A 20,015-nucleotide genomic window follows, 5' to 3' on the forward strand; every position below is an offset into this window, starting at 1 on the left:
AGCTACCTTCCCTGGGTGCTTTGGTTGTTCAACTTACCCGGGGGGGGAATCCACCCGGACCGCCGAAGGGACCCGGTGGGCAGCAGGGTGCCGTAATGCTTGGACGTCGAGGGCCATGGTCCCCATGTTCAGGAGCGCTCGGCCCGCAATTGGCGCTTGAGCAGCTTTCCGGACTGGTTGCGGGGGAGCTCGGACACGAAATCCACCCGCTTGGGCACCTTGTGGTTGGCGATCCGGCCCTTCACGTGCCGGCGCACCGACTCCGCGGTCAATACCGCGCCGTCCTTGAGCACCACCACCGCTGTGATGGCTTCGATCCAGCGTTCATCCTCGAGCCCGATCACGGCCACCTCGGCCACCTCGTCGAGTTCGTAGATGCAGTCCTCGACTTCGCGAGGGGCCACCAGTACCCCGCCGGTGTTGATGACGTCCTTGATGCGGTCAACCACCTGGATGTATCCCTGGTGATCACGGGTGACTTGGTCGCCGGAACGGAACCAGCCGTCGGTGAACGCCGCGGCGGTTTCCTCGGGCTTGTTCCAATACCCGGACATGACCTGGGGGGAGCGGTACTGGACCTCGCCGGGCTCGCCATCCTTGGCGATCATCCCCTCGGCATTGACCACCCTGGCCTCGACGAAGAACACCGGCCGGCCGCAAGAGGCCGGACGGGCCTCGTGTTCATCCGGGCGCAACACCGAACACAGTGGCCCGAGTTCCGACTGGCCGAAGCAATTGTAGAACCCGATCCCGGGGTAGCGGGAGCGCAAGCGATGCAGCACCGTCACCGGCATGATGGAGGCACCGTACTGGGCCTTGGTCAGCGATGACAGGTCGCGGGTGTCCAGATCCGGATGGTTGCCCAGGGGCACCCACACGGTGGGCGCCAGGAACAGCGAGCCAATGTGCTCGGCTTCGACCCGTTCCAGGATTTCGGCGATGTCGGGCTTGGCCAGCAAGCGGACCGTTGCCCCCAGGGACAGGTAGGGCAACAGGAAGACATGCATGGCCGCCGAGTGATACAGCGGCATCGCAATCAGGGGCCGGTCCTCGGCCGTGAAATCCAGGGCGATGATCGAGGAGACATACTGTGCGACCAACGCCGAGTGGGTCATCATCGCACCCTTGGGCGCGGAGGTCGTCCCCGAGGTGTACAGGAGCTGCGCCAGATCGCCGCCGCCAACCCCCACGTCCACCGGGTCCTCGCCCGCCTCGGGGTCCAACGCGGTGTCCAGGATCGAGGCCGTTTCGGAGGCGCCGGGCAGCAACGACCACACCTGCTCGATGGCGCCGGCCCGTCCATCGGCACGAACCTGGTTCACCAGCGGCAGTCGTTCCCCGTCGGCCACCACCACGACGGCTCCCGAATCCTCCAGGAGGTAGGTGAGTTCATCGCCCTTGAGCGCGAAGTTCACCGGTACGTGGACAAGTCCGGCGGCGGCGCAGGCCAGGAACAGGATTGCGTAGGCATCGGAGTTGGCGCCGTAGGCGGCGACCCGGGAGCCTGCCGGAAGATCGACCCTGCGCAGCCTGCCGGCAACCCGATGCACCGCGGCATCAAGTTCCCGATAGGTCCAACGCCGATCCTGGAATTCCAAGGCGGTGGTGTTCGGATTGCGGGAGGCGCTGCGGCGCAGCAACGCAGCGATGGTATCGCTGGGATCCGTGGCGGCGATGGTCGTGGCCTGTCCGCCCCCTGGCGTGGAGTCTTTCATGGTGAAGGTCCCTTCGAAAAAGTCATCAAGCCTGGACTGGAGTCGTTCGATGATGGCGACGTTGGCCTGTCGGCCGCCCTCGCACATCGTGGGCAGCCCCCACCGATCTCGGCCACGGGCACTCCTCCAGGGGGTGGTGTTTCGCGTCTTGGGCGGTGGCGGCGCTTGCAAAAGGGAAACGGCCAGTCGATTCCAGATGAACGGTGATACTAGGATGCCCAACTAATTTCGAGTTGTCTAGGTCACACCCCCGGTTCGGGGCCCATGGTTTGATGCGGGGCGGGGGTGGGCGAACAAGGCATTGGATTCGGGCAACACGCAACACGGGGTCTCGTGGACATGCCTCTTGGCCGGAAGCGGCAAATGAAGGAGCCCTGCGGCACGGACCCGCGGCACCTATGCCTTCCCTGGGCAAGCGAGGGAAGCGGTGGACGTCTTGCCGGCCAGAACGGTCCGCGCCGCGCAGATGCCCTCGGTTTCGGACTGCAGCCACGGCGTGGGCCACCACCGTCTTGACGGTGCCGGACCACGTTCTCGACGTCGTGGAAGTCCCCCCGCGCGCGCGTCGGGATTCGTCGTGGCCCGAGGAATGGCCATCCCGGGGAGTACTGCCAAACCGGGGCAGTCCGGCTTCAATGAACCGTCCTCGCCGCGGTCGGAAAGCACCTGTTCGCTCCGCCTCGGGCCGCCGGGCAGGTTGCCCGCCCGGGCAACAACCGACCGCTTCGGCAACTAGGTGCCGGGGGATTCGGAGCTGGCGGCCAGCCACTGCTCGCGGGTGATGGCGTATTCGACGTCGCCGAGCTCGTCCCCGTCGATGTGCACCGGCCAGTCGGCAACGAAGTGGCGCACCAAATCCATCCCGCACTTTTCCATGACCAGCCGCGAGGCGGTGTTCACCGCCATGGTGCTGGCATGGATGCGGGTGACCGGGGGAACGGAGAAGCCGTGGGCGATCAGCGCGCGGGCGCCCTCGGTGGCCAGCCCGCGGCCCCAGAATTCGTGTTTGAGCCGGTAGCCCAGCTCCGGGTCCGTGGCCGGGGACCCCGGCTCGGGGCGCAGGTGGAACCAGCCAGTGAATTCGCCGGTGCCGCGCAGCTGGGCCACCCAGAACCCGAAGTCCGGGCCCGCCCGGTGGTACCTGAGGTAGGCGGGGATGTATTCGTCGGTGATCTCGGCCCGCGGGGTTGGCACGCCGTTGGAGATGTAGCGCATGACCCGCGGATCGGCGTCCAGTTCAACCAGCAGCCCGGCATCGTCGGCGGTGAATTCGCGCAACACCAGCCGCGCGGTCTGCAGCAGGATCCTCATGCACCCATTGTGCGCCGGTTGGTCCATTTGCGCGCCGGTTATTCCTTGACGGCTCCCTCGAGCATGCCCTTGATGAAGTGGCGCTGCATCAGGAAGTAGAGCACCACCACGGGCAGCGCGACCATCACCGCGGCGGCGGCCAGCAGCGCCGTGCCCTGGGTGTATTGGCCCTGGAAGAAGGCCAGGCCCAGCGGCGCGGTGCGGAATTCCCCGGAGGGGGACATGACCAGCGGGATCAGGAACTCGTTCCAGGTCCACATGAACATCAGCACCACCATGGTGGTGATCGCCGGGCGGCCCATGGGCACCAGGATGGAGAACAGGATGCGGCCCTTCGAGGCCCCGTCCACGCGCGCGGCGTCCATGATCGAGGGGTTCACGCTCTTGAAGTAGGCGCGCATCCAGTAGGTGCCGAACGCCACGGACTGGGCGACCTGCGGCAGCGCCACAGCCCAGACGGTGTCGGTGAGCCCGAAGGTGCGCAGGTCGAAGAACAGCGGCACGATGATGGCCTCGGAGGGCACCATGATGCCCAGCAGGAAGAGGTAGAACAGGGACTGCTCGCCGCGGAACCTCATGGTCCCGAACGCGTAGCCCGACAGGATCGAGAGCAGCACGGACAGGGACACCACGATGACCGCCACGAGCACCGAGGTGCCCATGTACTGCCCGAAGCGGCCCTCCACCCAGGCGGTGGCGAAGTTGCCCGGGTGGAAGGCGCCCTCGCGGGCTGCGGAGGCGTTGGCCGGGCCGAACGCGGCGGCCAGGATGGAAAGGACGGGGGTGAGCACAATGAGGGAAAAACCGATGAGGATGGCGTAGTTCAGCGTCCGCTCGGTGGCCGAGACCCTCATGCGCCGCGCTCCGAGATCCGGTTCACGGCCAGGGTCACCAGGAAGATGATGATGGTCAGGGTGACGCCGATGGCCGCGGCACTGCCGACCTGCCCGGTCTCGAACGCCCGCCGGTAGACCTCGTAGCTGGGCACCGTGGTGGAGGAGCCGGGCCCGCCGGAGGTGGTCATGTAGATCAGGTCGAAGGTCTTCAGCGAGGCGACGATGGTCAGCGTGAGGGCCACGGTGAGCTCGGCGCGCACCGAGGGGACGATGATGTAGAGGAACTCGCGCACCGCCCCGGCGCCGTCCAGCCGGGCGGCCTCGAAGAGCTCGGTCGGGATCCTGGCCATGCCGGCCAGCAGCAGCACGGTGACCAGGCCGGTTGACACCCAGGAGCCGATCAGCCCGACGGCGGGCAGCGAGAAGACGTAGTCCCCGAGCCACGCGCGCGTGAGGGAATCCAGCCCGATGGAGCGCAGCACGGAGTTCAGCAGCCCGTCGGGCGCGTAGATCTGCTTGAAGGCCACCGAGACCACGACCATCGCAATGACCTGGGGCAGGAACACCAGGGTGCGGAAGAGCGCCAGCCCGCGGGCCTTGGCCCGGGTGAGCACCGCTGCAAGCACCAGCCCGATCCCGCAGGGCAGCACCGCGTAGAAGAAGATGAAGGCGCCGGCGTGCCCGAACGCGGCGCGCAGGCGCGTGTCGGAGAGGATGTCGGTGTAGTTTCCCGTCCCCACGAAGGTCGCCAGGCTCAGCCCGTCCCAGTCGTAGAGCGAGAGGTGCACGGCGCGGGCCAGCGGGTAGAGCATGAACGCCGCGTAGATGATGAAGGCCGGGGCGATGAAGAGGTAGGGGGTGATGGCGCGCCCCTGGCGGGCCGTGTGCCTGCCGGGGGCGCCGTGTCCGCTACTTGCCCTGGGTAAAGCCCGCATAGTCCGCTTCCATGGCCTCGGTGAAGGCCTTCGCATCGATCCGGCCATCGAGCAGGCCCTGCAGCGAGTCGCCGAGGGTGTCGCCCATGGTCGGGGTCGCGTAGTCCAGGTACGGCAGCAGCACCCCGTCGGTGGTCACCGACTCGAACGCGGTGTACACGTCCTTGAGCACGCCCGATGCCGGGGCGTGCGCCGCGGTGTCGAGCACCGGCAGGTTCCCGGTGTCGGCCAGGACCTTCATCGCGTCCTCGTTGGTGATGAAGTCGATGTAGGCGGCGGCCAGGTCCGCGTTCTTGGTCTTGGCGGTCACGGTGAAGGGCAGCCCGGTGCCGCCGGTGGTGTGCGCGCCTTCCCCGGCGGTGGCCGGCGGGGCGAAGAACCCGACGTCCTCGCCCATGGCGTCGGCCAAATCCGCGGCCATCCAGGAGCCGCCCATCAGGAACACGCCCTCGCCCTTGGTCAGTTTCTGCCAGGCGGCGTCGTAGTCGGTGCCGTTGACGCCCTTGTTGAAGTAGCCCTTGGCGCTCCAGTCGGCCAGCGTCTGCGCGGCGGCCTGGTTCTCCGGTGTGGTCCAGGAGGCACCGGCGTTGCCGAAGCCGAGCTTCTCGATCTGCTCCGCGGGGACCTTGGCGCCCTGGATGGGGCCGAAGACGTGCCCGGCGGGCCACTTCTCGATGTTGCCCAGCAGCAGCGGGGTCTCGCCCTTCTCCTTGGCGGTGGCGATGGCCGATTCGAACGCCGCCCAGTCGGCGGGGACCTCCAGGCCCAGGGATTCGAGCTTCTTCTTGGAGTAGAACACGCCCACGACCTCGCCGACCTGCGGCAGCCCGTAGACCGAGCCGGAGCCGAAGGTGGTGCCGTCGGTGGAGTACTGCGAGTACTTCAGCACCGAGGCCGGGTAGCGGTCACTCCAGCCGTAGGCCTTGGCCCAGTCGTCCAGCGGCAGCAGCTGCCCGGCCTTGACGAACGCGCCCATGGTGTTGCGGGCGTTGTTGGCCTGGACCACGTCGGGGGCGTCGGTGCCCGAGAGGGCCAGGCGCAGGGTCTTGCCCAGGTCCTCGAAGGACTGGGAGTTCCGCTTGATGGTGATGTTCGGGTACTTGGCCTCGAAGGCGTCGTTGAGCTTGGTCATCTGCTCGTTCTGCCCGCCGCGGACCTCCTGGTCCCAGACGGTGAGCGTGGCCTCGCCCATCTTGGAGACATCCTTTTCGATGGTAGCGCCGCTTTGCGGCGTCGACGGGGCAGGGGCCTCGGAGCCGGGGGCGCAGGCCGAAAGCAGCAGGGCGAGGGCTGCGGTGGCGGCCAGCGCCAGTGTGCGGGTTTTGCCTCTGGGTGACATGGTGGGTGTCCTTTCATGCAAGGTGCGGTGGAAATCGGTGTGCGGCGCGTTGCTGCGGAAGCCGGCGGCCGCGGGTGGAAGCTGGCGGGCGCGGGGATCAGCGGGAGGGCGGCAGCGGGTCGTGCCCGTGCGGACGGTAGTGGGCCTCGGCCTCGGTCAGCAGCCCGAAGGTGGCCTCGGCGCGGCGCACGGCATTGGGCTTGTGCTGCGGGAGCACCTCGTCGAGGAAGCCGTAGCGCTTGGCGACGTCGGCGCATTCGGCGTTTTCCCGGGCGCGCAGCTTCGTCGATTCCCACCAGTCGGCAATGTCGCCCCAGCCCGGGGAGGCCAGGGAACCGCCGAAGTGCTTCACGGCCAGGGCCGAGCAGAGCGTGGAGAAAAGCAGCCGCCGTTCCAGCGGCCAGCCGGCCAGGGTGCCCAGCACGATGCCGGCCGAGAACACGTCCCCGGCGCCGGTCGGGTCGATGGCCGCCACGCGCAGGCTGGGAACGCTGGCCTGTTCCCCGGTGGAGGAGTCGATGGCGATGGCCCCGTCCACGCCGCGGGTGATGACCACCAGGGGTGCGCGGGAGGAGAGCGCCTTGAGTGCGGCGTCGGGCGAGTCGGTGCGGGAGTAGGCCATGGCCTCGACGTGGTTGGGCAGGAAACCGTGGCAGAGTTCCAGGTCGTTGAGCGTGGAGGTGTCCCACTTCTCGGTGGGGTCCCAGCCGACCGCGGCGAAGACCTTGCCCTGCCTCGGGTGCGTGGCGATCCACCAGGGTTCCCCGTGCCCGGGCATGGCCAGTTCGGCGATCATGGCCTTGGAGGTGGGCGGGGTGCCGATGAGCTCGGCGGCGCTGATGGGCATCGGGTGGCCGTGGGTGATCATGGAGCGGTCCCCGCCGCGGGCCAGGGAGACGGTGAGCGCCGAGTGCCAGCCCTCGAAGATGCGCGAACGGCTCAGGTCGATGCCCTCCTGCTCCTCCAGCAGCGACCACGACCAGGCACCGTACGCGTCGTCCCCGAAGCCGGCCGACAGCCCGGTGGACAGGCCGAGCCTGGCGGCGGCCACCGCGAGGTTGGCGATGCCGCCGGGGACCGACCCCATGCCCTCGGCCCAGACCTCGGTGCCGGGCTGCGGGGCGGTGGGCAGGCCGGTGAAGATGATGTCAAAAAAGAGCGAGCCGGTGAGGAACAGGTCGAGTTCGGTGTCGGGCTCGGATGCGGTGTTCACCTGTATGTTCCTCTTGCTTGCGCCGCCAGCGGGCGGTCCGGGACGCGTGCCGGTTTCCCGGTGGCGTTCGGGGCGCTCGGCGCACCCTTGATTGGACGTTAGCACGCACCAGGGGGTGGTACAAGTGATTGAAAATGCTCGGTTCTGCTCATTGGTGACTGTTAGTCTTGGGGCATGCTGATAAGTGCGAGGCAGGGCTCGATCCTGCGCCGGCTCCAGGAGACCGGGGACGTCTCGGTCCAGGAACTGGCCAACGACCTGGGTGTGAGCCCGTCGACCATCAGGCGGGACCTGAACCTGCTCTCCTCCGAGGGCCACCTGCGCCGGGTCCACGGGGGCGGGTCCCTGGACTCGGACAAGATCGACTTCCGCGAGGTGCTGGCCAGGAGCTCGCCGGCCAAGGAAAAGATCGCCAACCGGGCCGCGGAGCTCGTCGAGGACGGCGACGTGGTGCTGCTGGACATCGGCACCACCACCGCAATGCTGGCCCGGGCCCTGCGCGGGCGCAGGATCACGGTCATCACCTCCAGCCTGGCGGTGCTTGACGAGCTGCGCACCGACCCCGAGGTGGAATTGGTCATCCTCGGCGGAGTGCTGCGCCGCTCCTACCACTCGCTCGTGGGCTCGCTGACGCTGGCGTCGCTGGCCAACATCCGGGCGAACATCAGCTTCCTGGGCTGCAGCGGCATCAGGGAAGACACCACGGTGCAGGACACCACCGGCATCGAGGTGCCAGTCAAGCAGGCCATCCTGGACACCAGCGCGAAGATCGTGCTGCTGGCCGACGAGACCAAGTTCCCCGGGGTGGGGATCCGCGACGTCTGCACCGCCGCGCGGATCACCACGCTGGTGACAAGCCGGGGTGCCGATCCGCGCACCCTCGAAGCATTCAGGAAATCAGGAAGCGAAGTGGTTCTGGCATGAAACTGACCATCATCGGCGGCGGCGGATTCAGGGTCCCGCAGATCTTCGAGGCGCTCTCTGCCGGGAACGAGGCCGTGCGCATCACCGAACTGTGCCTCTTCGACTCCCATTCGGAACGGGTGGCGGCGATCGAGTCCGTGCTGTCCCAGATGGCACCCTCCCTGCCCGCACCCCCGAAGGTCACCACCGCCGCGTCGCTGGACGAGGCGGTCACCGGGGCCAGGTTTATCTTCTCCGCCATGCGCATCGGCGGGACCGAAGGGCGGATCCAGGACGAGCGCGTCGCCCTGGAAATGGGCGTCCTCGGGCAGGAAACCACAGGGCCCGGCGGCCTGGCCTACGCCCTGCGCACCCTGCCGCACGCCCGGGACCTGGCCGAACGCGTGGCCAGGCACGCGCCGCAGGCCACCGTCATCAACTTCACCAACCCCGCCGGCATCGTCACCGAGGCCATGCGCGAGGCGCTGGGGGACCGGGTCGTGGGGATCTGCGACACCCCCATCGGCCTGATGCGCCGGGCGGTGGCCGCCATCGGCTCCACCCCGGACGCGGTGGACTTCGACTACGTGGGCCTGAACCACCTGGGCTGGCTGCGCTCCCTGGTGGTGGACGGGGTGGACAAGCTGCCTTCGCTGCTGGCCGACGACGCGGCGCTTCAGGGGATTGAGGAGGCCCGGCTGATGGGCCCGGACTGGGTCCGGGCGCTGGGCGCGATCCCCAACGAGTACCTGTACTACTACTACTTCCAGCGCGAGGCCACGGCGCGGCTGCGCGGCCCGGAGCCCACCCGCGGGGAGTTCCTGCACCGCCAGCAATCGGGCTTCTACAAGGATGCCGCCGCGCACCCGGAACGCGCGCTGGATGCCTGGCTGGCCACCAAGCACGAGCGCGAGGCCAGCTACATGGCCGAAAGCCGGCCCGAGGACCAGCGCACCAACCGGGAGGCCTCGGACATCGAGGGCGGGGGCTACCAGCAGGTCGCCCTGGATTTGATGGCCGCGCTGCTGGGCGGGACTCCGGCCACCATGATCCTGAACGTCGCCAACCGCGGGGTGGTGCCCGAGCTGCCCGACGACGCGGTGATCGAGGTGCCATGCACCGTCAGCGCCGCCGGCATCGTGCCCAAGCACATCGCGCCGGTCACCGGGGAGATGCTCGGGCTGCTGCAGCAGGTCAAGGCCGTGGAGCGGATGGTCATCGCAGCCTCGAGGGAAAGAAGCGAGACGCTGGCCTGGCGGGCGCTGGCCGCCCACCCGCTGGTGGACTCGATCTCCGTCGCCCGGCAATTGCTGCAGAACTACCGGGAACGGATCCCGGGGGTGGCCGAAGCGTTGTCCCCGGGTGCCTGAGCACAGGGCCTGAACCGGCGTTCCGGGACGGATACGCGGGGCGGTGTCGGGGTGGATTCTTGGTCGGCCGCGCGCGCGAGGGCCGCGAGGGTAGGGTTTGTCGGCCGATATCCCGGCCGATGACCAAGATCTTGGGTTGCCTTCACGCGCGGGGGAAGTATTTACGCCAAGAACCAAGCCAAGAACCAAGCCAAGAGCCAGGTGGAAGGCCACGGATCACCGGGCGGCCTCGCGCGCGCGGGCCTGCGGGACGGGTTCAGTCCAGGAGCCGGGCCCCGGCCTCGGAAATCAGTGCATCGAATCCGCCGGCGTGGAAGAAGCGCCGCTGGGCAGCTGCACCGTTGCCCTCGCCGGCGATGCGCGCCAGCCCGGCACCCACGAAGTCGGTGTCGCCGCTGTCCTCCAGTTCCCCTCCGATGTAGTTCAGCAGGGCATCCAGGCGCCGGTCCAGGCTGGCCTTGGTGCCGGCGGCCAGGTCGTAGTGGTTTCCCCGGGTCCCGAACTTCGCCGCCTGCCATTGGGCCATGTCCAGGGCCTCGGGTGCGGGATCCGGGATCCGGCCGGGGCTGTTGGCCCCGGCGGACACCAGCGCGCGCATCACCAGCGCCAGCACCACCACGTCCCTGGCACCCATCTGGGCATCGGCCACCCTGATCTCCAGGGTCGGGAAGCGGGCCGAGAGCCTCGCGCCCCAGCCGATGTGCCCGGCATCCAGGACCACGTCGGAGGCCAGCAGGAATTCCATGCGCGCCAGGTAGTCCCGGGCGTCGGCGAAGTGCGGCGGGATCCCGTGGATCGACCAGCGCAGGTACGCGATGCTGCGCCAGGACGCGAAGCCGCTGTCGGCGCCGCGCCAGAAAGGCGAGTTGGCGCCCAGCGCCGTGAGCAACGGCAGCCACTGGCGCAAGGAGTTCAGTGCCTGGACCCCGGTTTCGAGGTCCTCGATGCCCACGTGCACGTGCGTGCCGCAGAGGTAGTGCTCGGAGGTGATGCCGGGGCAAAACCGGTTGATGGCGTAGTAGCGTTCCGAGGCGTGGACGGCCGCCGGGCCGGCAGGGATCCGCGGCGCGGTGCCCAGCCCGACCAGTTGCAGCCCGGCCTCGCGGGCGACCGCGGAGAGCTCCCGCCGGGCGGAGACCACCGCCTCGAGCGCCTCCGCGCCCGTGGTGCAGATCGGGGTGCTGTTTTCCACCTGGCAGGCCAGGAACTCCGGATGCGTGTGGGTACCGCCGCTGCGCAGGGCCATGAGCTCGTTGTGGACATGGTGGCGGGGCACCGCCGGAAGCCCGGTGGCGGGATTGATGAGGAAGAATTCCTGCTCGATGCCGAAGGTGCGCACCGCGGGCACCGCCCTACTCGTAGGCGCCGGAGAGCCGGTCCGCGGACGGGCCGGGATGGACGGACACCGACGGCACGGCATCCTCGAGCCCCGGAATCTGCCTGCGGGCATCCCGTGACACCTTGGTGCCCGCCCATGCTTCGGCAGCGGAATCCGGTGCCGCGTCCGGATAGCGGACGTAGCGGGGGTTCTCGGAGGCCAAGCGCACGGCCTGGCGGTCATCGGGTACCTGCGTGGTGAGCATCCCGTAGAACGATTCGCATTGCCCGCACCAGAACTCGACGTCCCAGCATGGCGGCTGGACGCGCCGCCGGTCCAGCCGCAGCTCGACGTGCTCGTACACCAGGAAATCGCTGGAGCCGCAGGAATCGCAGGTGGGTGCCTCGTCGGTCGGCACCCGGGAGGGGTGCACCGACAGTTCAAGCGCCGGAGGGATGTCGGGCGCGGAGCGCAGCAGGGACTGGGAGGTGCGTTTGCCAAAGGACTTCTTCATGGGAGCACTTTCGACGTACCGGCCGGAAGGGACGGGCGCCGCAGTGCGTGCCCACACCATCTTGCTCCGCGGCGGTGCACCGGCACAATGAGCCACGGGAATTACCCAACGTCCTGCCATGGAGTTCCATGGCAGGACGTTGGGAATTCCGCGACAGGAACCTCTACGAGTTGATGCCGATGCGCACCTTCCCGGCTTCGACTTCCCAGCGGGCATCGAGCCGGACATTGTCCAGCAGCCGGCGGTCGTGGGTCACCAGCAGCAGGGCGCCCTCGTAGGATTCCAGGGCCTCCTCGAGCTGCTCGATGGCCGGCAGGTCCAGGTGGTTGGTCGGCTCGTCGAGGACCAGCAGGTTCACCCCGCGCGCCTGCAGCAGGGCCAGGCCCGAGCGCGTGCGTTCGCCGGGGGACAGGTCGCGGACCAGGGAGGCGGTCTGGTGCGCCTTGAGCCCGAACTTGGCCAGCAGCGTGCGGGCCTCGGCGGGGTTCATCTCCGGAACCGCCAGCTCGAAGGCATCGCCCAGGGCGGAATCCTCGGGCAGCTGGCTGCGCGCCTGGTCGATCTCGCCGATGGCCACCGAGGAACCCAGCGAGGCGGAGCCGGCGTCCGGGGCCAGGTGCCCGAGCAGCAGGTTCAGCAGCGTGGACTTGCCCGCTCCGTTGGGTCCGGTGATGCCGATCCGCTCCCCGGCATTGACCTGGGCGGAGACCGGGCCGAAGGTGAAGTCCCCGCGGGTGACGATTGCCTCGTTGAGCGTGGAGACGACGGAGGAGGAGCGCGGGGCGGCTGCGATCTCGAATTGCAGCACCCATTCCTTGCGCGGCTCGGCGACCTCGTCCAGGCGCTTGATGCGCGACTCCATCTGGCGGACCTTCTGCGCCTGCTTCTCCGAGGACTCGTTGGACGCCTTGCGCCGGAGCTTGTCGTTGTCGGGGCTCTTCTTCATGGCATTGCGCACACCCTGGGAGGACCACTCGCGCTGGGTGCGGGCGCGGGAGACGAGGTCCGCCTTCTTGTCGGCGAACTCATCGTAGGCCTCGCGGGCGTGCCGGCGGTTGATGGCGCGTTCCTCCAGGTAGGAGTCGTAGCCGCCGTCGTACACCGCGACCTGGTTCTGCGCCAGGTCCAGTTCGACGATGCGCGTGACGCAGCGGGCCAGGAATTCGCGGTCGTGTGACACCAGCACCACGCCGGTGCGCAGCGAGGAGACGAAGGATTCGAGGCGTTCGAGCCCGGCCAGGTCAAGGTCGTTGGTCGGCTCGTCGAGCAATACCAGGTCGAAGCGGCTCAGCAGCAGCGCGGCCAGGGCGACACGGGCGACCTGCCCGCCGGACAGCGCGGTCATCAGGGTGTCGGTGGGCAGGGTGAGGCCGAGTTCGGCCAGCGTGGCCGGGGCGCGGTCCTCGAGGTCCGCGGCGCCGGCGGCCATCCAGTGGTCGAAGGCAGCGGCGTAGGCGTCGTCGGCACCCGGTGCCCCGGAGCCCAGGGCCTCGGCGGTGGATTCCATGGCGTGCGTGGCAGCTGCGCAGCCGGTGCGCCGGGCCAGGTAGGCGTCGATGGTTTCACCCTCGATGCGTTCGTGTTCCTGCGGCAGCCAGCCGATGAACGCGCCGTCGGGGGCACTGGAGACGGATCCGCCCAGCGGGGCATCGACCCCGGCGAGCAGCCGCAGCAGCGTGGACTTGCCGGCGCCGTTGGCCCCCACCACCCCGATGACGTCTCCGGGGGAGACGGTGAAGCTGAGGGAGGAGAAAAGGGTTCGGTGGGCGTGGCCGCCGGCAAGGTCCTTGGCCACGAGTGTTGCAGTCATTGTTCCAGTTTAGATTCCCTAGGCGCACTCCCTGACATCGGGCCGCGGCCGGGGCACTCAGCGCAGGTACTGCGAGCTCATCCACCCGGTCGTGCCGCGGTGCGTGGCCTGGACCCAGGTCCCGGATTTCTTGCCGGTCAAATGCACCGCCGAGCCCCGGGGCACCGTCCTGATGATGGTGCTGCCGGTGGACGGTCCACGGCGCAGGTTCAGGTTTGCGGTGGTCTTCCTGGAGTTCTTCACGGTGCCGGATTTGGGTGCCGGGGGCTTGGCAGCGGTGGGCTTGGATTTCGGGGCGACGCCGTAGAACTGCTCCAGGGTCTTGGCCTTGGACCCCGCCATGGCCTTGGCCTGGGCGGTTCCTACCTAGCGGAAGTGCCACGGCTCGTAGGCGTAGCCGGTGACCGATTCCATGCCCTTGGGATAGCGCAGGATGAAGCCGTGCCTCGGCGCGTTCTTGGCCATCCACTTGCCGACCTTGGTAGTGGCGAAGCAGGCCTGCAGCGCGCAGGCGCGGTTGCGATTACCCACGTCGATGGCCAGCCCGGTCTGGTGCTCGGAGCTGCCGGGTTTGGCCGCGATGCGCCGGGCGTAGGTCGATCCATAGGCGCGGGTGTACTTCTCGAGCAGTCCCTTTTGCACCGCGTAGGACCGGTAGCCGGAAGTGAGCCTGATGTTCACCCCGTCGCGGCGGGCCGCGGCAACCAGCTTCCTGTAGGCCTTGGCCGCCGGTGGCTGCAGGCGGATCCCCGTGCCGGGCACCTCGGTGAGCCTCGGCACGTACTTCCGGGGCACCAACGGGTATTTCTTGTTGACCAGGACATCGGACTTGGCCGGGTCCCGCGGGGGCTTGGGCTTGGTGGCCAACGCAGCCGCGGCGGACCTCGCCGGCGAGGCATCGAGCTCCACTTGCACCACCTGGTGCGTTGAAGCCGGCGTGGCCACGGCGGGCGGGGCCGCCAACGGGGAGATCGCGATCGCCAGGGCGAATGCGGCGGCGCCGAATGCGGCCGGGCGTTGGTGCCGTGTGCTCATAAGGGCGAACTCCGTTGGGTTGGTGGCGGGACCCCGAAGCGGGTTCGGGCCGGGGATGGGCAAGGAATCGGTTGGCCCATCCTAACCATCGGCCGGGGCAAAGAGAATGGAGCCGGGATTGAGCATTCCCGAGGCGATGTAGAAGACGTTGCTCAGCAGGATCAAGACGAGGTTTGTCGCCAGGTACATCGCGGTGGTCACCGCGGGCACCGCATCGGGTTCCAACAAGTAGGCCAGGATCACGCGCAGCACCGCGTCAAGCAGGAATCCGCACCCCCACATGACTGTGGAGATGCGCCACATGCGCCGGAAACGCGGTGCCTGCTCCCAATGGGTTTCCCAGCCACCGGGCCAATGAAAGCGGCCCTCAACGATGGGCTTGGTCAACGTATAGACCAGGGGTCGTGCACCGCGCAGCGTCGAGATGAACCAGATGCCGGTTCCTGCGGTGATCAGCGCGTCGCGGGCCAGCAGGAATTGCGGGCTGCCCGGAATGAACGCCAAAACGACGGCGGCAACGGAGGCGAGCGAAAAGTAGGTGGTTATCACGTGCTTCTTCGGACCGCACCGGGTGAGCGAGAGCAGGGCAGGCAATCCGGTGGCAACCGCGACCACCACCAGCGACACGTAGATGGACAACCCGAAATGACGCAGGAGATAGAACAACAGCGGCGGAACGGCAATGGCAGCGACCGTGCCCAGGACACCGCGCAAGCGGCCTGCGGCCCGAAGCACGGTGTCCTGGGCCTGTTTGCCGGTTGCCTTGCGTTGCCGTCGTGTCATTTCGGGTCTGCCACCCGAGGCGGGCGTTGCCTATGCCTGGTGTTCGGCCCGGTAGACATGGACCAAGGCATTGGCATGGCCGTGGCCGATCCCGTGTTCGGTTTTGAGCCAGTTCACCTGCTCCAGGTGCTTTTGGCCCGCCACCTGGTCCAGCAGTTCCATCCAATGGCCAATGGGGTGGCCGTACTTTGTCTCGATCGACGGGAAATAGGATTTGGGGCCTTTGGCGGATTCGCTCATGGTTTCCATCAAACAGAGCTGGGAGGGATACCGCAAGGGGGTGGGTGCGTGCCTCACCCAAAGTGCTCGCGAAACACCAGGCTTGCCACTATCCATTAGAGAAATAGCCGGTCGTCGAGGGGGTGCAGGGATGGCGCCCGCGTGCCTCACCAAAAGTGCTCGCGAAACACTACGCGTGCCTCACGTGGATTTGCTCGCGAAACCGGTGGGCAAAGCAGCGGAGGTGCCCTCGAGCTCGGCACCGTGACTTTGGACCCTACCAGCGGAGGGGCGCGACGGGCAGGATGGGATTACAGCCGAAGGGATGGCACGGCAGGAAAGTTGGGGCCAGCTGGACCGTCGGCACCGCAAGGGCATCCTTCGCGATTCCGGAACATCCGCGAATCGGGGGTGTACGGAAGACAAAGGAGATCTGGACCATGAAGCGATGGACTGCATGGCAAAATTGGGTCGCCGTGGCTGCAGGCCTGTACACGGTCTTGGCCATGACGTGGACCACGGCAGTGGGATCCTCGAATGCGTACATGCTGACCGGCGGCGTTGTCTTGATTGTCATCGGCGTGATCAACTTGGCGGCTCCGGGTATGCCCGTGGCCGAATGGGTGCAGCTGGTTGTGGCCGCACTCGTTGTCGCATCTCCCTGGATGGGCAGCTTCGCCACGGATATGCCGGCCGTGGCATGGCATACCTGGATCCCGGGTGTTGTGGCACTGATTGCCTCGATCATGGCAATTCAGCCCGCGATGAAGGTCTACCACGAGCATCATCCAATCGGCTCGCACTAGACAATCAACCATCAAGGGCCCGGTCGTCGACCGGGCCCTTGACCTGCTTCTGAACGGTTTCAGCGGCGCAAAGCCCTAGGCTGGGGAGATGAAGATTCGAAGCGAGGTGCCGGCCGACCGGCAAGGTATCCGCAAGTTGACGATCAGTGCCTTCGCCGACCCGGATTCCGGCAGGGAACCCGGGGAAGCGGCATTGCTTTCCGAGCTGTATGCCTGCGACGGATACCTGCCCGAGTACTCGGTGGTGGCAGAGATCAACGGCCACCTGGTGGGCCACGCGATTGCCACCCGGGGGTGGCTCGATGGAGACATCCCCCTGCTGGGACTTGGGCCCGTGTCGGTTGAACCCGGCCACCAAAAACAGGGTGTGGGCACGGCGCTGTTGGCCGAAATCCGGAACCGCGCCGCGAAGCATGGAGAGCGTGCCATCGTGCTGCTGGGCAGCCCCGAGTACTACGGGCGCTTTGGCTACGGCCCGGCCATGGCCGCGGGCATCATCCCCTCGGACCCGTCCTGGGGCGATTACTTCATGGTGCTGAACCTGTCGGCCATGCAGCTGCCGAAGGGCAACTTCCGCTACGCCGAACCATTCGGGGTCTGAGCCGGCCGGCCCGCTTGGCCTCGGGCATGCGCAGGGGCCTTGTTGCCAGGGATTTTTTCCTGGCAACAAGGCCCCTGCTTCGTGCGTGCGGGAATCGGTGGCTAACGCGCTTCCATGTGGAGGCGCAACTTGTTCGACAATTCCTGGAGCGTCGCGAATTCCTCGGTGCTCAGCGCGGTGCCGATCAGGGCGTGGATGCCCTTGACATGCTCGCGTCCGATCGCCTTCTGAAGTCGGGCGCCCTCTTCCGTGAGTGTGAAGAGCACCGCCCGCTGGTCCGTGGGATCCGGCTGGCGGGTGACCAGGCCCTTTGCTTCCAGTCGCTCGGCCATGCGGCTGAGGCTTGGCTGGGAAATCAGCAGGTGCTGGTTCAGGTCCTTGAGACGGCTGGTCCCGGCCTCGCAGCGCGAGAGGTTGAAGAGCACGTCGTATTCCCGGGTGCTGAGTTCCTTGAACTCCGGCAGCTTCTGGATCTCTCGCATCACCGTCACCTGTGCCCGGAACAGTGACTCCCAGGCGGCGTTGGAGGAGCGCAGCGAGGCCGGGCTAGGCATTGTCGCTCCCGGCGGGGGTGGCGGCCAGCTTCGCATCGCGGGCGGCGACGCGGTTGGCGTGGGTGGGTGCCTCGGGGTGGTCGGCCGGCTTGCGGGCTTCAAGTTCCTTGCGCAGCGTCGGCAGCACCTCTTCGCCGAAGAGGTCCAGCTGCTCCAGGACGGTCTTGACCGGCAGGCCCGCGTGGTCGACCAGGAAGAGCTGGCGGTGGTAGTTGCCGAATGCCTCCTGGAAGGTGAGGGTCTTTTCGATCATTTCCTGCGGCGAGCCGACGGTCAGCGGGGTCTGGTCGGTGAAGTCCTCCATCGACGGCCCGTGGCCGTAGACCGGGGCGTTGTTGAAGTAGGGACGGAACTCGTTCTTGGCATCCTGCGAGTTCTTGCGGATGAAGAACTGCCCGCCCAGGCCCACCATGGCCTGGTCGGCGCGGCCGTGGCCGTAGTGCTCGTAGCGCTCGCGGTAGAGATTGATCAGCTGCATGTAGTGCTCCTTCGGCCAGAAGATGTTGTTGGCGAAGAACCCGTCACCGTAGTAGGCAGCGATCTCGGCGATCTGCGGGGTGCGGATCGAGCCGTGCCAGACGAAGGGGGCCACGTCATCGAGCGGGCGCGGGGTGGAGGTGAAGTTCTGCAGCGGGGTGCGGAACTTGCCCTCCCAGTTCACCGTGTCCTCGTCCCAGAGGCGGCGCAGCAGGTTGTAGTTTTCGATGGTCAGGTTCACCGAGTCCTGCATGTTCTTGCCGAACCATGGATAGACCGGGGCGGTGTTGCCGCGGCCCAGCACGAGGTCCACGCGGCCGTCGGCCAGGTGCTGGAGCATCGCGAAGTCCTCGGCGATCTTCACCGGGTCGTTGGTGGTGATCAACGTGGTGGCGGTGGAGAGGATGATCTTTTCGGTCTGCGCCGCGATGTAGGCCAGCGTCGTGGTCGGGGAGGACGAGAAGAACGGGCGGTTGTGGTGCTCGCCGATGGCGACGACATCCATGCCGACCTCTTCGGTCTTCTTGGCGATGGCCACGATGTCCTTGATGCGCTGGGCCTCGGACGGGGTCTTGCCGGTGGTGGGGTCGCGGGTGATGTCGCTGACCGAGAAAATTCCGAACTGCATGGTTGCCTCCTGTGTACTGGTCTCTGACATCCATTGTGCCAGATTTGTATGCGTTTGCATGTAATAGCACCCGTGGCCGCGGAATAATTCCCCGGAGCCGGCGTGAGGTCCCTCACTGCCCCGTGCAACTTCGCGATAGGCTCCCGCTATGGACACCCCGCTTTCCGCAAACGAGGATCCGGCCCAGGCCCAACCGGTGCGCTGGAGCGCGGTGGCCGGGATCGTCGGGTTCCTGGCCATCGTCGAGCTGACCAGCGGCATCCTGCAGGGCTACTACACGCCGCTGATGACCGACATCGCCCGCCATCTGGGCATCCACGACGCCGACGTGAACTGGTTCGAGGCCGCCCAGCTGATGGTCTCCGCGCTCGCTGTGCCGCTGCTGGCATCGCTGGGGGACATCTTCGGGCACAAGAAGATGCTGCTGCTCTCGGCCGTCGTCACCGCCATCGCCTCCTGGGCCGTGGTGTTCTCCGGGTCCTTCACCACCTTCCTGATCGCCTGGGCCTTCCAGGGCTTTTACGCGGTGTGGCTGCCGCTGGAAATCGCGATCGTTTTCTCCCGCGCCCGCAAGCTCGGTGTGCCGGGGCCGATGACCCGGCGGGCCGCGGGGCTGCTGGTCGGGGCGCTCGAGTTCGGGGTGATCGGCGGGGCGTTGGCCGGCGGCGCCTTGATCGGGGTGTTCGACGGGAACATCGCGCTGACCATGGCCATCCCCGCCGTCGCCACCACCGCGTGCATCTTCGCCGTGGCCTTCGGTGTGCCCGACGACGGGGACCGCAACGGGGCGAAGATCGATTCCGGTGGATTCGCCTACCTGGCCATCGGCCTGCTGCTGCTCACCAGCGGGCTGAGCTTCCTGCGGATCAACGGGCCTTCCAGCCCGCTGGTGTGGGCGTGCCTGGTGCTGGGACTGGTGGTGCTCTACGTCTTCTACCGCCATGAGAACAAGCAGGACGATCCGCTGATCGATTTCACGGTGCTCTTCGCCCGGTCCATGTGGCCGGTGCAGTTGACCGCAGGGCTCTTCGGCGTCTCGGTGCTCGGCGCGCAGATCCCGATGAGCACCTTTGCCCGCACGGACCCGGGCGTGAACGGCTACGGCCTGGGCCTGAGTGCCTCCGGGGTCTCGGTCATCATCGGCGCCTACGTGCTGGCACTGCTCATTGGTGCACTGCTCTTCCCCGTCGCCGCCCGCTGGGCCGGAACCCGGATGACCCTTGTCGCCGCCAGCGCCCTGGTAGGGATCGGCTACCTGCTCTTCCTGCCGTTGCACGATTCGCTGGCACAGGTGCTGGCGAACATGATGATTGCCGGAATCGGCTCCGGCGCCCTTGTCGCCGCCCTGCCCGCGGCGGCGGCCGCCGCCGCGCCGTTCAACCGAACTGGCATGGCCACGGGGCTGACCAACGCGATCAAGACCGTTGGCGGGTCCTTCGCCTCGGCCATCTTCGGGCTGGCGCTCATCGGGCAGGTGGCCGGTGCGGTCTCGGACGGGGCGGGCGAGAACTTCGCGGCGCCACTGGCCGGGTACATGATTGTCTGGGCGATCTGCGGCGGCACCGCGACCGTGTGTGCGCTGGCCCTGTTCGCGGTGCCGCGCGATGCGCTGGAGGACGTCCACCACGCCTGAGCTTCACGCCGTGGT

20 protein-coding genes are annotated in these 20,015 nt (G+C 67.6%); 5 read left to right on the top strand and 15 right to left on the bottom strand.

Annotation, left to right across the window (positions count from 1 at the left end; translation table 11 throughout):
- Window positions 1-128 precede the first annotated feature (128 nt).
- From JOF46_RS11310 to JOF46_RS11335, 6 genes are all read right to left on the bottom strand, one after another.
- Window positions 129-1,715 (bottom strand): fatty acyl-CoA synthetase, encoded by a 1,587-nt coding sequence (locus JOF46_RS11310; protein ID WP_209907376.1) that lies wholly within the window; start codon window positions 1,713-1,715, stop codon window positions 129-131.
- 732 nt (window positions 1,716-2,447) lie between these two features.
- Window positions 2,448-3,026 (bottom strand): GNAT family N-acetyltransferase, encoded by a 579-nt coding sequence (locus tag JOF46_RS11315; protein WP_209907377.1) that lies wholly within the window; start codon window positions 3,024-3,026, stop codon window positions 2,448-2,450.
- A gap of 38 nt (window positions 3,027-3,064) precedes the next feature.
- Window positions 3,065-3,880 (bottom strand): carbohydrate ABC transporter permease, encoded by an 816-nt coding sequence (locus JOF46_RS11320; RefSeq protein WP_209907378.1) that lies wholly within the window; start codon window positions 3,878-3,880, stop codon window positions 3,065-3,067.
- Window positions 3,877-4,797: a carbohydrate ABC transporter permease gene (locus JOF46_RS11325; RefSeq protein WP_209907379.1), complete on the bottom strand. Its 921-nt coding sequence runs from the start codon at window positions 4,795-4,797 to the stop codon at window positions 3,877-3,879. Before JOF46_RS11325 ends, JOF46_RS11320 begins: the two co-directional genes overlap by 4 nt.
- Window positions 4,772-6,136, bottom strand: a complete 1,365-nt coding sequence (locus tag JOF46_RS11330) for an ABC transporter substrate-binding protein (protein WP_209907380.1) — start codon at window positions 6,134-6,136, stop codon at window positions 4,772-4,774. Before JOF46_RS11330 ends, JOF46_RS11325 begins: the two co-directional genes overlap by 26 nt.
- Before the next feature lie 97 nt (window positions 6,137-6,233).
- The gene (locus JOF46_RS11335; RefSeq protein WP_209907381.1) at window positions 6,234-7,349 is read right to left on the bottom strand and encodes a PfkB family carbohydrate kinase; all 1,116 of its coding nucleotides are present in this window, start codon (window positions 7,347-7,349) and stop codon (window positions 6,234-6,236) included.
- A 174-nt stretch (window positions 7,350-7,523) separates the two neighbouring features.
- Between JOF46_RS11335 and JOF46_RS11340 the strand changes: the two genes are divergently transcribed.
- Window positions 7,524-8,273 (top strand): DeoR/GlpR family DNA-binding transcription regulator, encoded by a 750-nt coding sequence (locus JOF46_RS11340; RefSeq protein WP_209907382.1) that lies wholly within the window; start codon window positions 7,524-7,526, stop codon window positions 8,271-8,273.
- On the top strand, window positions 8,270-9,622 hold the full coding sequence (locus JOF46_RS11345; protein WP_209907383.1) for a 6-phospho-beta-glucosidase: 1,353 nt from the start codon (window positions 8,270-8,272) through the stop codon (window positions 9,620-9,622). Before JOF46_RS11340 ends, JOF46_RS11345 begins: the two co-directional genes overlap by 4 nt.
- Window positions 9,623-9,878: 256 nt before the next feature.
- Here JOF46_RS11345 and JOF46_RS11350 read toward each other — a convergent pair whose 3' ends face one another.
- From JOF46_RS11350 to JOF46_RS11380, 7 genes are all read right to left on the bottom strand, one after another.
- The gene (locus JOF46_RS11350; protein WP_209907384.1) at window positions 9,879-10,961 is read right to left on the bottom strand and encodes a carboxylate-amine ligase; all 1,083 of its coding nucleotides are present in this window, start codon (window positions 10,959-10,961) and stop codon (window positions 9,879-9,881) included.
- A 13-nt stretch (window positions 10,962-10,974) separates the two neighbouring features.
- Complete coding sequence (locus tag JOF46_RS11355) at window positions 10,975-11,454, bottom strand: hypothetical protein (RefSeq protein ID WP_209907385.1); 480 nt, start codon at window positions 11,452-11,454, stop codon at window positions 10,975-10,977.
- 163 nt (window positions 11,455-11,617) lie between these two features.
- Window positions 11,618-13,264 (bottom strand): ABC-F family ATP-binding cassette domain-containing protein, encoded by a 1,647-nt coding sequence (locus tag JOF46_RS11360; RefSeq protein WP_209907386.1) that lies wholly within the window; start codon window positions 13,262-13,264, stop codon window positions 11,618-11,620.
- A gap of 57 nt (window positions 13,265-13,321) precedes the next feature.
- Window positions 13,322-13,606: an SH3 domain-containing protein gene (locus tag JOF46_RS11365; protein ID WP_209907387.1), complete on the bottom strand. Its 285-nt coding sequence runs from the start codon at window positions 13,604-13,606 to the stop codon at window positions 13,322-13,324.
- Between the two features lie 24 nt (window positions 13,607-13,630).
- Window positions 13,631-14,299: a M15 family metallopeptidase gene (locus JOF46_RS11370; protein WP_209907388.1), complete on the bottom strand. Its 669-nt coding sequence runs from the start codon at window positions 14,297-14,299 to the stop codon at window positions 13,631-13,633.
- Window positions 14,300-14,380: 81 nt separating this feature from the next.
- Entirely contained in the window at window positions 14,381-15,082 is a 702-nt protein-coding gene (locus JOF46_RS11375; protein ID WP_209907389.1) for a VC0807 family protein, read from the bottom strand.
- A gap of 30 nt (window positions 15,083-15,112) precedes the next feature.
- Window positions 15,113-15,322: a DUF4287 domain-containing protein gene (locus JOF46_RS11380; RefSeq protein WP_209907390.1), complete on the bottom strand. Its 210-nt coding sequence runs from the start codon at window positions 15,320-15,322 to the stop codon at window positions 15,113-15,115.
- 419 nt (window positions 15,323-15,741) lie between these two features.
- Between JOF46_RS11380 and JOF46_RS11385 the strand changes: the two genes are divergently transcribed.
- Complete coding sequence (locus tag JOF46_RS11385; protein WP_209907391.1) at window positions 15,742-16,107, top strand: SPW repeat domain-containing protein; 366 nt, start codon at window positions 15,742-15,744, stop codon at window positions 16,105-16,107.
- Between the two features lie 88 nt (window positions 16,108-16,195).
- On the top strand, window positions 16,196-16,708 hold the full coding sequence (locus JOF46_RS11390; RefSeq protein ID WP_209907392.1) for a GNAT family N-acetyltransferase: 513 nt from the start codon (window positions 16,196-16,198) through the stop codon (window positions 16,706-16,708).
- Between the two features lie 101 nt (window positions 16,709-16,809).
- On the opposite strand, the gene JOF46_RS11395 is transcribed toward JOF46_RS11390, so the two are convergent.
- Together JOF46_RS11395 and JOF46_RS11400 are read right to left on the bottom strand one after the other, a co-directional pair.
- Window positions 16,810-17,262, bottom strand: a complete 453-nt coding sequence (locus tag JOF46_RS11395; protein ID WP_209907393.1) for a MarR family winged helix-turn-helix transcriptional regulator — start codon at window positions 17,260-17,262, stop codon at window positions 16,810-16,812.
- The gene (locus JOF46_RS11400; RefSeq protein WP_209907394.1) at window positions 17,255-18,367 is read right to left on the bottom strand and encodes an LLM class flavin-dependent oxidoreductase; all 1,113 of its coding nucleotides are present in this window, start codon (window positions 18,365-18,367) and stop codon (window positions 17,255-17,257) included. The genes JOF46_RS11395 and JOF46_RS11400 overlap by 8 nt, the downstream gene beginning before the upstream one ends.
- Window positions 18,368-18,515: 148 nt before the next feature.
- On the opposite strand from JOF46_RS11400, the gene JOF46_RS11405 reads away from it, so the two are divergent.
- Window positions 18,516-20,000 carry an MFS transporter gene (locus tag JOF46_RS11405; protein WP_209907395.1) on the top strand — a complete coding sequence of 495 codons (1,485 nt, stop codon included), beginning with the start codon at window positions 18,516-18,518 and terminating at the stop codon, window positions 19,998-20,000.
- Window positions 20,001-20,015: the final 15 nt, after the last annotated feature.

This window comes from Paeniglutamicibacter psychrophenolicus (assembly GCF_017876575.1).
Taxonomy (GTDB): domain Bacteria; phylum Actinomycetota; class Actinomycetes; order Actinomycetales; family Micrococcaceae; genus Paeniglutamicibacter; species Paeniglutamicibacter psychrophenolicus.